This window comes from Lactococcus cremoris subsp. cremoris NBRC 100676 (genome assembly GCF_001591705.1).
GTDB classification, from domain to species: domain Bacteria; phylum Bacillota; class Bacilli; order Lactobacillales; family Streptococcaceae; genus Lactococcus; species Lactococcus cremoris.
This window is the reverse complement of record NZ_BCVK01000029.1, coordinates 16,818-30,931: the sequence shown is the minus strand read 5'-3', so window position 1 is coordinate 30,931 and position 14,114 is coordinate 16,818. Positions and strand designations below refer to the sequence as shown.

The 14,114-nt window shown below is 35.8% G+C and carries 11 protein-coding genes and 1 pseudogene; 8 read left to right on the top strand and 4 right to left on the bottom strand.

From position 1 onward, the window contains the following. From LLA01S_RS06605 to eno, 5 genes are all read left to right on the top strand, one after another. A partial coding sequence (locus tag LLA01S_RS06605; protein ID WP_081106880.1) for an IS3 family transposase occupies nucleotides 1–209 on the top strand: 209 nt, incomplete at its 5' end. 215 nt (nucleotides 210–424) lie between these two features. After that, nucleotides 425–880: a CtsR family transcriptional regulator gene (locus LLA01S_RS06600; protein WP_011834627.1), complete on the top strand. Its 456-nt coding sequence runs from the start codon at nucleotides 425–427 to the stop codon at nucleotides 878–880. Next, nucleotides 870–3,320, top strand: coding sequence for an ATP-dependent Clp protease ATP-binding subunit (locus LLA01S_RS06595; protein ID WP_011675609.1), 2,451 nt, complete (start codon nucleotides 870–872; stop codon nucleotides 3,318–3,320). The genes LLA01S_RS06600 and LLA01S_RS06595 overlap by 11 nt, the downstream gene beginning before the upstream one ends. Before the next feature lie 134 nt (nucleotides 3,321–3,454). Beyond that, nucleotides 3,455–4,012: a ribosome hibernation-promoting factor, HPF/YfiA family gene (gene hpf, locus LLA01S_RS06590; RefSeq protein ID WP_011834629.1), complete on the top strand. Its 558-nt coding sequence runs from the start codon at nucleotides 3,455–3,457 to the stop codon at nucleotides 4,010–4,012. Nucleotides 4,013–4,199: 187 nt separating this feature from the next. Next, a complete protein-coding gene (eno, locus tag LLA01S_RS06585; protein WP_010905473.1) occupies nucleotides 4,200–5,501 on the top strand; it encodes a surface-displayed alpha-enolase in 1,302 nt (433 codons plus the stop codon). A 41-nt stretch (nucleotides 5,502–5,542) separates the two neighbouring features. Here the strand turns inward: eno and LLA01S_RS06580 are convergent, their stop codons facing one another. From LLA01S_RS06580 to LLA01S_RS06565, 4 genes are all read right to left on the bottom strand, one after another. Next, nucleotides 5,543–6,223: an ABC transporter ATP-binding protein gene (locus LLA01S_RS06580; RefSeq protein ID WP_021166361.1), complete on the bottom strand. Its 681-nt coding sequence runs from the start codon at nucleotides 6,221–6,223 to the stop codon at nucleotides 5,543–5,545. Nucleotide 6,224: 1 nt separating this feature from the next. After that, complete coding sequence (locus LLA01S_RS06575; RefSeq protein WP_061778019.1) at nucleotides 6,225–7,298, bottom strand: ABC transporter permease; 1,074 nt, start codon at nucleotides 7,296–7,298, stop codon at nucleotides 6,225–6,227. A gap of 11 nt (nucleotides 7,299–7,309) precedes the next feature. Continuing rightward, the gene (locus LLA01S_RS06570; RefSeq protein ID WP_014573008.1) at nucleotides 7,310–7,879 is read right to left on the bottom strand and encodes a TetR/AcrR family transcriptional regulator; all 570 of its coding nucleotides are present in this window, start codon (nucleotides 7,877–7,879) and stop codon (nucleotides 7,310–7,312) included. A 186-nt stretch (nucleotides 7,880–8,065) separates the two neighbouring features. Continuing rightward, nucleotides 8,066–9,589 carry a class I adenylate-forming enzyme family protein gene (locus tag LLA01S_RS06565; RefSeq protein ID WP_061778018.1) on the bottom strand — a complete coding sequence of 508 codons (1,524 nt, stop codon included), beginning with the start codon at nucleotides 9,587–9,589 and terminating at the stop codon, nucleotides 8,066–8,068. Nucleotides 9,590–9,782: 193 nt separating this feature from the next. Here LLA01S_RS06565 and LLA01S_RS06560 point away from each other — a divergent pair. The 3 genes and pseudogenes from LLA01S_RS06560 (at nucleotide 9,783) to coaE (ending at nucleotide 14,112) form a co-directional block, all read left to right on the top strand. Beyond that, a pseudogene (locus LLA01S_RS06560) lies at nucleotides 9,783–10,700 on the top strand (magnesium transporter CorA family protein). A gap of 260 nt (nucleotides 10,701–10,960) precedes the next feature. Further along, nucleotides 10,961–13,324 (top strand): formate C-acetyltransferase, encoded by a 2,364-nt coding sequence (gene pflB, locus LLA01S_RS06555; RefSeq protein ID WP_021036847.1) that lies wholly within the window; start codon nucleotides 10,961–10,963, stop codon nucleotides 13,322–13,324. Nucleotides 13,325–13,452: 128 nt separating this feature from the next. Beyond that, complete coding sequence (gene coaE / locus LLA01S_RS06550; protein ID WP_011675632.1) at nucleotides 13,453–14,112, top strand: dephospho-CoA kinase; 660 nt, start codon at nucleotides 13,453–13,455, stop codon at nucleotides 14,110–14,112. The last annotated feature ends 2 nt before the right edge of the window (nucleotides 14,113–14,114 follow it).

The window sequence follows — 14,114 nt, the reverse complement described above, 5'->3', positions numbered from 1 at the left end:
GTAAAGGAAACTGCCATGATAATTCAGTTATGGAGAATTTCTTTGGGCTACTTAAACAAGAAATTTACTACGGACATATCTTCTCGTCTTTCGAAGAACTTGAACAGGTTATTGTAATCTGGATTAGGTACTATAATACAAAACGAATCAAACAAAAATTGAACTGGATGAGTCCAATTCAATTTCGCTTGAATTACCAAAACAATTAAAAAAATCCAAGTATTTCTACTTGGATAAAAAGTCTAACTTTTGGGGTGCACATCAAGTAACGGTTTTTTTATTTTTTTCTATCAAAAAACTTCTCTCTAACCAAATGCTCAGTTGCTGAAAAACGCTATTTTTGGTAAAAAAAGTATTTTTTAGGTATAATAGTCAGTAATAGTCAAAGATTATTTAGAAAATGGATAAAAGAAAGGATGGATCGATGGCAGGTCAAAAAAACACATCAGATATTATTGAAGCTTATCTGAGACAACTCCTAGAAGAAGCACAGGTTATTGAAATAAAACGGGCTGATTTAGCTAATCAATTTGACGTAGTTCCAAGTCAGATTAATTATGTTATTAAAACTCGTTTTACAGCCTCTAAAGGTTTTGATGTAGAATCAAAACGTGGTGGCGGTGGTTACATCAAAATTGTAAAATATCAATATTCCGCTCGTCATGAATTTTTAACGGCCCTTTATCAAAAGGTTCCAGCAAATCTCTCAAGTAAGGCTGCTCATGACATCGTTCAACTTCTTTTTGATGAAAAAGTACTGACAGAACGTGAAGGGAATTTACTATTACTCGTAATCACTGACGGAGCCATCAGTCCCTTTACTCGTGGTATAATGATGAAAAGTATAATAAACAGATTGGATCGTGACGATGAAATTTGAAAATGTAAAATATACACCAACACTGGACCGAATTTTCGAGAAAGCAGCAGAAGATGCCCACCAATATCAATACGGTACGATTGAAAGTGCTCATTTATTGGCAGCAATGGCTACTACTTCAGGCTCAATTGCTTACAGTATTCTTGCTGGAATGAATGTTGATTCTTCAGACTTACTGATTGATTTGGAAGATTTATCTAGCCATGTCAAAGTGAAACGTTCTGAATTACGTTTCTCTCCTCGCGCAGAAGAAGTGGTCACTGTAGCTAGCTTTTTAGCTGTTCATAATAATGCAGAAGCAGTAGGAACGGAGCATTTGCTTTATGCATTACTTCAAGTCGAAGATGGTTTTGGTATTCAACTTTTGAAGTTACAAAAAATCAATATTGTTTCTTTGCGAAAAGAAATTGAAAAAAGAACAGGACTTAAAGTTCCAGAAAACAAAAAAGCTGTAACACCAATGTCCAAACGTAAGATGGCAAAAGGGGTAGCAGAGAATTCAAGTACACCAACTTTGGATTCAGTTTCTTCAGATTTAACTGAAGCTGCTCGTTCAGGAAAGCTTGACCCAATGATTGGTCGGGAAGCAGAAGTTGACCGTTTGATTCATATTCTTAGTCGTAGAACAAAAAATAACCCTGTTTTAGTTGGCGAACCTGGTGTTGGTAAATCAGCAATAATCGAGGGATTGGCTCAAAGAATTGTCAACGGCCAAGTACCTATCGGTTTGATGAATAGCCGGATTATGGCCCTAAATATGGCAACTGTTGTTGCTGGTACAAAATTTAGAGGTGAATTTGAAGACCGCTTGACAGCAATTGTTGAAGAAGTAAGTGCTGACCCAGATGTCATCATTTTCATTGATGAATTGCATACAATTATTGGTGCTGGCGGGGGCATGGACTCGGTCAATGATGCAGCAAATATTTTAAAACCAGCCCTTGCACGTGGTGATTTTCAAATGGTTGGGGCAACGACTTATCACGAATACCAAAAATACATTGAAAAAGATGAAGCATTAGAACGTCGTTTGGCAAGAATCAATGTTGATGAGCCAAGTCCAGATGAAGCCATTGCTATCCTACAAGGGTTACGTGAGAAATTTGAAGATTATCATCAAGTAAAATTTACTGACCAAGCGATTAAAAGCGCTGTGACACTTAGTGTTCGGTACATGACCAGTCGCAAATTGCCTGATAAAGCCATCGACTTGCTTGATGAAGCAGCGGCAGCAGTTAAAATTTCTGTTAAAAACCAAGAAACAAAACGTCTTGAATTAGAGAAAGACTTAGTTAAAGCTCAAGAAGAACTAGCGGAAGCTGTCATTAAACTTGATGTTAAAGCCTCTCGCATCAAAGAAAAAGCTGTTGAAAAAATTTCTGACAAGATTTATAAATTCTCAATAAAAGAGGAAAAACGTCAAGAAGTTACTGACCAAGCTGTTATTGCTGTTGCCTCAACGCTGACAGGTGTTCCAATTACTCAAATGACTAAATCTGAAAGCGACCGTTTGATTAATCTTGAAAAAGAATTGCACAAACGGGTCGTTGGTCAAGAAGAAGCAATTTCTGCGGTTTCAAGAGCCATTCGTCGGGCACGTTCTGGTGTGGCTGATAGTCGCCGTCCAATGGGTTCATTTATGTTTCTTGGACCAACTGGTGTTGGGAAAACTGAGTTAGCTAAGGCCTTGGCCGATAGTGTTTTTGGTAGCGAAGACAACATGATTCGAGTGGATATGAGTGAATTTATGGAAAAACATTCAACTTCACGATTGATTGGAGCACCTCCAGGATATGTTGGTTATGATGAAGGTGGTCAATTGACTGAACGTGTTCGTAATAAACCCTATTCTGTGGTTCTTTTAGATGAAGTTGAGAAAGCTCATCCTGACGTTTTCAATATCATGTTGCAAATTCTAGATGATGGATTTGTGACAGATACAAAGGGTCGCAAAGTTGATTTTAGAAACACAATTATTATCATGACTTCAAACTTGGGTGCAACGGCTCTTCGTGATGATAAAACAGTTGGTTTTGGTGCAAAAAATATCACGGCTGACTACTCAGCTATGCAATCAAGAATTTTGGAAGAACTTAAACGTCATTATCGTCCAGAGTTTCTCAATCGTATTGATGAAAACATTGTTTTCCATTCATTGGAAAGTCAAGAAATTGAACAAATTGTTAAGATTATGAGCAAATCTTTGATTAAACGTTTGGCGGAACAAGATATTCATGTGAAACTTACGCCATCAGCAATAAAACTAATCGCTGAAGTAGGATTTGACCCAGAATATGGGGCACGTCCATTGCGTAAAGCACTCCAAAAAGAAGTTGAAGATCTTTTAAGTGAGCAATTGCTCTCGGGTGAGATTAAAGCAGGAAATCATATTTCCATTGGTGCTTCTAATAAAAAAATTAAAATCGCTCAAATTGTTTGAGATGAAAGTTGTTTCATGTTATAATTAAATTAGAAATAAAGGAAAGGACAGTTCGAAAAGATTCAGAAGTCCTGAAAATTCCAAAAGTTTAAGGGCTTCATTGAAACAAAAAGAACTGTTGAAGAGGTACTCTTATGATCAAATTTAATATCCGTGGCGAAAACGTCGAAGTGACTGATGCAATCCGCGCTTATGTTGAAGATAAAATCGGAAAACTCGATAAATATTTCAACGATGGTCATGAAGTAACAGCCTATGTTAATCTTAAAGTTTACACTGAAAAACGAGCTAAAGTTGAAGTAACTCTTCCAGCCAAAAATGTAACTCTCCGTGCAGAAGACACTTCACAAGATATGTACTCATCAATTGATTTTGTTGAAGAAAAACTCGAACGTCAAATTCGTAAATACAAGACACGTATGAACCGTAAACCACGTAATGCTGTCCCAACTGGACAAGTTTTTGGTGATGAATTTGCTCCATTAGATACAACTGATGAAGTTGCTGAGGATCACGTAGATATTGTACGGACTAAACATGTTGCTTTAAAACCGATGGATGCTGAAGAAGCAGTACTTCAAATGGACATGTTAGGTCATGATTTCTACGTCTTTACAGATGCTGACAGTAATGGAACACATGTCGTTTACCGTCGTACAGATGGTCGTTATGGCTTAATTGAAACAGAATAAAAATTAAGGATAGATTTTTTCTATCCTTTTTCATTATTATTCAAATGATAAAATTTCAAAATGTAAGCGCAAAACCTTTTGAAGTTTAGGTTTGCGAAGATTTTCACTTGAAAAATCTTTCAAAAAATAGTAAAATCAAAGATGTATTAAGAGTGCAGACGCACTTAAAAATAATAAGGAGACTAAAATGTCAATTATTACTGATATTTATGCTCGCGAAGTCCTTGACTCACGCGGTAACCCAACACTTGAAGTTGAAGTTTACACTGAAGACGGTGCATTCGGTCGCGGTATGGTACCTTCAGGTGCTTCTACTGGTGAACACGAAGCGGTTGAACTTCGTGATGGCGACAAATCTCGCTACAACGGACTTGGTACTCAAAAAGCTGTTGACAACGTAAACAACATCATCGCTGAAGCTATCATCGGTTATGAAGTTACTGACCAACAAGCTATTGACCGTGCAATGATTGCTCTTGACGGTACTGAAAACAAAGGTAAATTGGGAGCTAACGCTATTCTTGGTGTTTCTATCGCTGCTGCTCGTGCTGCTGCTGATGAACTTGGTGTTCCACTTTACAACTACCTTGGTGGATTCAACGCTAAAGTATTGCCAACTCCAATGATGAACATCATCAATGGTGGTTCTCACTCAGACGCTCCTATCGCTTTCCAAGAATTCATGATCGTACCAGTTGGTGCACCTACATTCAAAGAAGCGCTTCGTTGGGGTGCTGAAATCTTCCACGCTCTTAAGAAAATTCTTAAAGCTCGTGGACTTGAAACAGCTGTCGGTGACGAAGGTGGATTCGCTCCTAAATTTGACGGAACTGAAGACGGTGTAGAAACTATCCTTAAAGCAATCGAAGCAGCTGGTTATAAAGCAGGTGAAGATGGCGTTATGATCGGTTTCGACTGTGCATCATCAGAATTCTACGAAAACGGTGTTTACGACTACACTAAATTCGAAGGTGAAGGCGGTAAAAAACTTTCAGCTTCTGAACAAGTTGACTACCTTGAAGAACTCGTTTCTAAATACCCAATCATCACTATTGAAGATGGTATGGACGAAAACGACTGGGACGGATGGAAGATCCTTACAGAACGTCTTGGTAAAAAAGTTCAACTCGTTGGTGACGACTTCTTCGTTACAAACACTAAATACCTTGAACGTGGTATCCGTGAAAATGCTTCAAACGCTATCTTGATCAAAGTTAACCAAATCGGTACTTTGACAGAAACTTTCGAAGCTATTGAAATGGCTAAAGAAGCTGGTTTCACAGCAATCGTATCTCACCGTTCAGGTGAAACTGAAGATTCAACAATCTCAGACATCGCTGTTGCAACTAACGCTGGTCAAATCAAAACTGGTTCACTTTCACGTACAGACCGTATGGCTAAATACAACCAATTGCTTCGTATCGAAGACCAATTGGCTGAAGTGGCTCAATACAAAGGTCTTAAAGCATTCTACAACCTTAAAAAATAAGGTTTATTAATGAATGATTTAACAATAGCTCTTCTCTTTAGTTAGAGAGGAGCTATTTTTGATAAGAGTCCATCTTCAATCTGATAGACGCTGTCACTATTTTTAATCATTCTTTGGTCATGGGTTACCATAATTGTCGCTTTATTCTTTAGATGAGCTTCCTGTCTTAATAATTCAACAACTTGATAAGCATGTTCAGTATCCAAACTTGCTGTCGGTTCATCAGCTAATATTAGATTTGGTTCATTAAATAATGCACGGGCAATGGCTGCTCTTTGTCGTTCACCGCCAGAAAGGTCACTAGGATACTTATTTTTTAAATCCAAAATATCAAGTGAGTCGAGAAGTTCAAGCCCTTTTTTAGAGGCTAACTTTTCATGATTAATTTTATCAATTAAAAGAAATTGTTCCTCAAGCGTCAAATATGGAATTAAGTTTGAACTTTGTAAGATAAATCCTATTTCTTTAAATCTGAGTTTAGAACGTTTTTTCTCTGAAAGTGGTGTAAAATTTAACCCATTAATCGTTATATTCCCAGAAGTAGGACTCTGTAATCCTCCTGCTATTGTAAGGAAAGTGCTTTTCCCAGAACCAGAAGGACCAATAATTGAAACAAATTCTCCTTGGTTCACTTCTAAGTTGATTCCTTTTAGAGCTTGAATCTTATTATGACCACTCCCAAAGGATTTTGTAATATTATCCATTTTAAGTATTGCTTTCATTTTAACCTCCAATTGCTTTTGTTGGGTCAATCTTGCGAATTGTAATGATTGAAAAAAGTGACCCAATAATTGATACGATGATGAGAATGAGAGAGTAAAGTAACCAGTTTGTTATGCTAACTTCAAAAGGCATTGCTTCGGGTAGGATAAAGCTGGTACCATAGCTCGCAACAAAGGCAACTAAAACACCCAATAAGATAAGAATGAAAGTTTGACCAAGTAAGGAGTTCATGATTGTAGTATTTGAAATCCCTTGTGCTTTCATGATTCCAAAAATTGGTACTTTTTGTAAGGTAATCACATACATAAATACTCCGATGATTAGTAGAACGATGAGTAATAAGAAATAAATCATAGCGCTTAGCGTCATATTTTGCGCAGAGTATCCAAGAATGTCGTTTATTAATTCAGGAATAGAAATTACTTTATATTGATTTGAAATTGCTGAATTGATATCAATTTTTCCTGATTTGACAACTAGAGCGTTCACAGAAAAAGGAGTCTTACTATTCTTGCCATATTTTATTTGATTGAGAGCAGAGAAAGAGGTGTAAACGGTTGGGCTTGCAGAATAAGAAGATGCTTTAGAAATACCGACAATTTTTAGCTTAATATTGTTATTACCAATGGAAACTTCTTGACCAATCTTATATCCTTGATTAGCCAATTTTTTCGAGATAATAATATCTAAACTATTGTCAGCAAATTTTTTCCCATCAAAGACTTTTGGCATGATATTTGAATCACTTGGTAAAGCCATCACTGTGATATTGCTTCGTTCACTATTTGTCTTACGCATTGAAGTGGAAAACAATGATAATTCTGAGCCATTTTCCACCTTAATTTTTTCTAAATCACTAGAAGAAATTTGCGAAGCAGAAATAATATTGTTTGAACTGGTTGATAGAATTATTTTCTCGGCATTCCAATCAATAACCGACTGTTTAAATTGATTGGCAAGTCCAACGGAAAGGCCAGACAGTATAAAAACTACATAAGCGATTAAAAAAATAATGGCTCCGATTAAAGTGTAGCGAGCCTTATTATAACGAATTTCTCTAAGTGCTAAAAACATAAAATTCCTTTCTATTTTTTGCTTTCAGTAACATAATTAAGCAAGCCCTCTGTGAGCAATTTGATTTCTTTATCGTAAGTTTCAATAAACTTTTGTTCATTCCAATTTTCACTAAACATGCGATAAACTAGATTGTGAATGACTGATTTTAATACTTGGGAAATAGGATTATCAAGTTCACGAGCGGGAACAGTTACCTCGCCTTTAGGCTTCCAATCTCTTTCTAATTCATAAGTCCAATCTAAAAATCGATATTTATAAAGATTATATTGGGGCGAATTTACTAAATTTTCAAGAAGAAGATACTTGTATTTATCAAGAGCGACTTCTAGAGGATATTCTTTTAGTAAGTTAAAAAATAAATCATGAATCTCGACAGTTTCCTGTGACAAGATATAATAATATGAATCCTTCAAATCTTCAAAGTATTGATAAAAACTTCCTCTTGGGATATCAAGTGCTTTTACGATGTGCATGATTTTAGCTTCATGGAAAGAGTGCGTTTGAAATTCTAGTAAACAGGCATCATAGACACGTTTTCGTTTTTCGTCAGAAAGACTAAAATAGGTTGATTTTGGCATTTTTTCTCCAATCATTCAATTTATGACACTATGTCATTTATTTAATTCTAACAAATAAAATTCTTAACTTCAATAATTTGAATTTATATTGAAAAAACTACTGACAGACCTGTCAGTAGTTTTACTTTTAAGTTTTTTGATAAATTAATTTACTGACAGATTAGTCAGCAAAATATTTAGGATAATTTATTTGGCTAAGTCTCTTTCAAGAGCTAATCTTTGAACTTTCATTGTTGCAGTACGTGGAATTTCATCGTAAGCCATGAGAATAGGTTCATTTAAAAATGGTAAGTCAACAATTGAAGCCCACCAAGCTGACCAATCCATTTCCGCATTGTCAGCCAAGGCTAAGATAGGTTGTGGTTTTCCAGATTTATCGCGAATAATCACAACTTCATCTAAAAAATCATGTTGATCTAAAAGGAGGTCTTCAATTGCTAAATTTGATTCAATTTTATCAATTAAATCGACTTGACGGTCATGGAGGAAAAGATTTCCTTCTTCATTCATTAGGCCCCAATCGCCAGTATCCCACCAGTCGCCATAGACTTCTTTGTTGAAACGATCCTCTTCTTTGTAGTAAGTCAAAGCACGTCCTTTAGAAAGGAAATGAATTCTTCCAGGAATACCTGCAGGGCATTCATTTCCATTTTCGTCAGCAATACGTGCCTTAGAAAGACCAGGCATACCAATTCCCATTTCACGAGCATCAGTATCTGCTAGGGTTGATAAACGGTGTTTTTTCCAAATCATTGGACCGCATTCTGACTGACCATAGATTTGTAAAAAGACTGGGTTGTCGTGTTTAGAGGCTGATAAAAAAGTATGCATTGTTTCTTTATTAATCGCATCAAAAGTTGAATGAAGATAGCGAATCGAAGAAAAAATTTCAGGTTCCTGCTTCGCAAGATTTGCCAAGCGAACAAAGTCATTAGGGTGAGTTTCAAAAGCATAAGGCTGATGTTTAGAAAATAGATTGACAAGATTAGCTCTCGATAAATCATTAAGTGGCATTAGGCCAAAACCAAAGGTCATGGCAGATGAAACGCCAATATTGAAACGAGAATGAACGGGCGAAATGTGGAAAGCCAAAATTTCTTCTTTATCGGGCATCCAATCCATGACCGTTCTTTGAAGCACCCAGCGCCAGCCCATGGAATTGGCAGAGTGGGCAATCAATTTCGGAACACCAGTTGTTCCAGAAGTATGAGTGAGATAAGCAATCTCGTCATTATCCAGTTGCTGACTATCAACAAGATGACTTGGTTTTTGCGAAGCAAATTTGCTGACAGAAAGTTTTTTAGAATTCTTAAGATTTTTCATTTCTGTCACAGTCTGGTCAGTCACTTGGTCATAAATGAGCCAAGGGTCATCTAAACGACCAGCCAAAATATCCATTGTTTCAGCAGGGAGGTGGTAAGAAATCATCGCTGGAACTGCACCAAGATAAGAAACAGCTACGGCAAGAAGATAGGTATCAAAAGCACTTGATTTAAAAATAATGACTTTGTCAGATTTTTTGATTCCTAGTTCCGATAAAAGACTTGCCTTATCAACAATTGCTTGATGGGTCTTTTGGTAAGTTGTTTCCAGAGCTAATTCAGGGAAGGCACCAACAGTTTGGTCAAAAATAATTGGGCTATCAGGAAATTGTTCCGCTGATTTTGTAAAGTTTAGATACAGGTTTAGGGGTTCATGTTTGAATTTCAAAAATAGTCTCCTCAAGTTAATAAGTTTATTATATCACAAAGTATTATTTAGACCAACTTCCTTCAAAAAACTTTTCGTTAAGGCTTTGAAATAAAATAATGAGAAAAAAATAGGAAAATCTGCTACAATTAGAAGGAGAAGAAGAGGATTTAAATCCTTTTTTATTAGGAAAAGAAGGGATAGATAGGCTGATATGATAAAAAATTATGAACTATCCAATGAAAAAAAATTGATCTCAACTTCTGAGATGAAGAATTTCACTTATGTCCTCAATCCAACACGTGAAGAAATTGGGAATATCTCAGAACACTATGATTTTCCTTTTGACTATCTATCTGGAATTTTAGATGACTATGAAAATGCCCGTTTTGAAACAGATGATAATGACAACAATCTGATTCTTTTGCAATATCCCGCCTTGTCCAAATATGGAGAAGTGGCTACTTTTCCATATTCTTTGGTTTGGACTAAGAATGAATCGGTTATTTTGGCCCTTAACCATGAAATTGATAATGGTCTCATTTTTGAACGAGAATATGATTATAAACGCTATAAACACCAACTAATTTTTCAAGTGATGTACCAAATGACTCATACTTTTCATGATTATTTGAGAGACTTTAGAACAAGGCGCCGCCGGCTTGAAGTTGGTATCAAAAATTCAACAAAAAATGACCAAATTGTTGACTTAATTGCCATTCAAGCAAGTTTGATTTATTTTGAAGATGCGCTGCACAATAATATGCAAGTTCTCCAGAATTTTATTGATTACTTACGAGAAGATGATGAAGATGGTTTTGCCGAAAAAATCTATGATATTTTTGTCGAAACAGACCAAGCTTATACAGAAACCAAGATTTAGCTCAAGTTACTAGAAAATCTCCGAGATTTGTTCTCAAATATTGTCTCTAATAATTTGAATATCGTCATGAAAATTATGACCTCAGCAACATTTGTTCTAGGTATACCGGCGGTTATTGTCGGCTTTTATGGAATGAATGTTCCGATTCCTGGTCAAAATTTTAATTGGATGGTCTGGCTCATTTTGGTGCTTGGAATTTTATTATGTGTTTGGGTTACTTGGTGGCTACACAAAAAAGATATGTTATGAATGGAGATAATTTCTCCATTTTTTTCATCTTTGTGAAAAAATTAATTAGTGATAATAAATCATGAAGTTAGCAATGTTTGTCAAAGTTATTTTGTGAATTAATTATGAAAACGTTTTAAAAAAGTATAACAGATATTAAAATAATTGAAACTGTATTAGTAAAGAATCTGTAATTTCTCTTGAATTCTGTTTGCTATTATCAAACTGTATGATATAATGAAGTTGTAATTTGAAACAGAAAGAACAAAGGAGATTTCAAAATGAAAACCGAAGTTACGGAAAATATCTTTGAACAAGCTTGGGATGGTTTTAAAGGAACCAACTGGCGCGATAAAGCAAGCGTTACTCGCTTTGTACAAGAAAACTACAAACCATATGATGGTGATGAAAGCTTTCTTGCTGGGCCAACAGAACGTACACTTAAAGTAAAGAAAATTATTGAAGATACAAAAAATCACTACGAAGAAGTAGGATTTCCCTTTGATACTGACCGCGTAACCTCTATCGATAAAATTCCTGCTGGATATATTGATGCTAATGATAAAGAACTTGAACTCATCTATGGGATGCAAAATAGTGAACTTTTCCGCTTAAACTTCATGCCAAGAGGTGGTCTTCGTGTTGCTGAAAAGATTTTGACAGAACACGGTCTTTCAGTTGACCCAGGTTTGCATGATGTTTTGTCACAAACAATGACTTCTGTAAATGATGGAATCTTCCGTGCTTATACTTCAGCAATTCGTAAAGCACGTCACGCTCACACTGTAACAGGTTTGCCTGATGCATACTCTCGTGGACGTATCATTGGGGTATATGCACGTCTTGCTCTTTATGGAGCTGACTACCTTATGAAGGAAAAAGCAAAAGAATGGGATGCAATCACTGAAATTAATGATGATAACATTCGTCTTAAAGAAGAAATTAACATGCAATACCAAGCTTTGCAAGAAGTTGTAAACTTTGGTGCTTTGTATGGTCTTGACGTTTCTCGTCCAGCGATGAACGTAAAAGAAGCAATCCAATGGGTTAATATTGCATACATGGCAGTTTGTCGTGTTATCAATGGTGCTGCAACTTCACTTGGACGTGTGCCAATCGTTCTTGACATCTTTGCAGAACGTGACCTTGCTCGTGGAACATTTACTGAACAAGAAATCCAAGAATTTGTTGATGATTTCGTTTTGAAACTTCGTACAATGAAATTTGCTCGTGCTGCTGCCTATGATGAACTTTATTCTGGTGACCCAACATTCATCACAACATCTATGGCTGGTATGGGTAATGACGGACGTCACCGTGTAACTAAAATGGACTACCGTTTCTTGAACACACTTGATACAATCGGAAATGCTCCAGAACCAAACTTGACAGTTCTTTGGGACTCTAAACTCCCATATTCATTCAAACGTTATTCAATGTCCATGAGTCACAAACACTCATCAATCCAATATGAAGGTGTTGAAACAATGGCTAAAGATGGATATGGCGAAATGTCATGTATCTCTTGTTGTGTCTCACCACTTGACCCAGAAAATGAAGAAGGACGTCATAATCTCCAATACTTTGGTGCGCGTGTAAACGTCTTGAAAGCAATGTTGACTGGTTTGAACGGTGGTTACGATGACGTTCATAAAGATTATAAAGTATTCGATATTGAACCTGTTCGTGATGAAATTCTTGACTATGATACAGTTATGGAAAACTTCGACAAATCACTCAACTGGTTGACTGATACTTATGTTGATGCAATGAATATCATTCACTACATGACTGACAAATATAATTATGAAGCAGTTCAAATGGCCTTCTTGCCTACTAAAGTTCGTGCTAACATGGGATTTGGTATCTGTGGTTTCGCAAATACAGTTGATTCACTTTCAGCAATTAAATATGCTAAAGTTAAAACTTTGCGTGATGAAAATGGCTACATCTACGATTATGAAGTAGAAGGTGACTTCCCACGTTATGGTGAAGATGATGACCGTGCTGATGATATCGCTAAACTTGTCATGAAAATGTATCATGAAAAATTAGCTTCACACAAACTTTACAAAAATGCTGAAGCTACTGTTTCACTTTTGACAATCACATCTAACGTTGCTTACTCTAAACAAACTGGTAACTCTCCAGTTCATAAAGGAGTATTCCTCAATGAAGATGGTACAGTCAACAAATCTAAACTTGAATTCTTCTCACCAGGTGCTAACCCATCTAACAAAGCTAAAGGTGGATGGTTGCAAAATCTTCGTTCATTAGCCAAATTGGAATTCAAAGATGCAAATGACGGTATTTCATTAACTACTCAAGTTTCTCCTCGTGCACTTGGTAAAACTCGTGATGAACAAGTAGATAACTTGGTTCAAATTCTTGATGGATACTTCACACCAGGTGCTTTGATTAACGGTACTGAATTTGCAGGTCAACACGTTAACTTGAACGTTATGGACCTTAAAGATGTTTACGATAAAATCATGCGTGGTGAAGATGTTATTGTTCGTATCTCTGGTTACTGTGTTAACACTAAATACCTCACACCTGAACAAAAACAAGAATTAACTGAACGTGTCTTCCATGAAGTACTTTCAAATGATGATGAAGAAGTAATGCACACTTCAAATATCTAATTCTTAGTATTAAAAAATATAAAGTCTGTCAGTTCTACTGACAGACTTTTTTTCTATAAACTAAAAATAATAGTTAAAAACTATTTTTTTTAGTTTAAGAAAAATAAAATTTGTGCTAAAATAGATGAATGATAAAGGTAATCGGATTAACAGGCGGAATTGCGAGTGGGAAATCAACGGTGGTTGATTTTTTGATTTCTGAAGGTTATCAAGTAATTGATGCTGACAAAGTTGTCCGTCAGTTGCAAGAACCTGATGGGAAACTTTTTAATGTAATAATGGAAACTTTCGGTTCAGATTTTACTGACGAAAATGGGAAATTAAACCGAGCAAAATTGAGTGCTTTAGTTTTTTCTGACCCAAATCAACGTCAAAAATTGTCGAATTTACAAGACGAGATTATTCGTAAAGAATTATATGCTAGACGTGACCAGCTGATAAAAGAGCTCAGTGAAAAGTCTGTCAGTAACAGCTTTGATACAGAAGCGCAACCAAAAAATTCGTCAGTAAATCAAATCATATTTATGGATATTCCATTATTATTAGAATATCATTATGAAGGTTTTGATGAAATTTGGTTAGTTGCGATACCTGAAAATTTACAAATTGAAAGATTAATGGAAAGAAATAGCTTTACAGAAGAAGAAGCTAAAAAACGAATTTCTTCACAAATGTCGTTGTCAGAAAAGAAAAAATATGCAGATATAATTTTAGATAATTCTGGAACCATTGATGCACTAAAGAAACAAATCCAGCAAGAATTGGCTAGGATAATCAAAGAGAAATAGGG

Excerpts from the sequence above, each read along its gene's own strand:
- pflB (WP_021036847.1), top strand. The coding sequence starts at position 10,961 with ATGAAAACCGAAGTTACGGAAAATATCTTTGAACAAGCTTGGGATGGT.
- eno (WP_010905473.1), top strand. The coding sequence starts at position 4,200 with ATGTCAATTATTACTGATATTTATGCTCGCGAAGTCCTTGACTCACGC.
- LLA01S_RS06600 (WP_011834627.1), top strand. The coding sequence starts at position 425 with ATGGCAGGTCAAAAAAACACATCAGATATTATTGAAGCTTATCTGAGA.
- LLA01S_RS06575 (WP_061778019.1), bottom strand. The coding sequence starts at position 7,298 with ATGTTTTTAGCACTTAGAGAAATTCGTTATAATAAGGCTCGCTACACT.
- LLA01S_RS06580 (WP_021166361.1), bottom strand. The coding sequence starts at position 6,223 with ATGAAAGCAATACTTAAAATGGATAATATTACAAAATCCTTTGGGAGT.
- LLA01S_RS06595 (WP_011675609.1), top strand. The coding sequence starts at position 870 with ATGAAATTTGAAAATGTAAAATATACACCAACACTGGACCGAATTTTC.
- LLA01S_RS06570 (WP_014573008.1), bottom strand. The coding sequence starts at position 7,879 with ATGCCAAAATCAACCTATTTTAGTCTTTCTGACGAAAAACGAAAACGT.
- hpf (WP_011834629.1), top strand. The coding sequence starts at position 3,455 with ATGATCAAATTTAATATCCGTGGCGAAAACGTCGAAGTGACTGATGCA.
- coaE (WP_011675632.1), top strand. The coding sequence starts at position 13,453 with ATGATAAAGGTAATCGGATTAACAGGCGGAATTGCGAGTGGGAAATCA.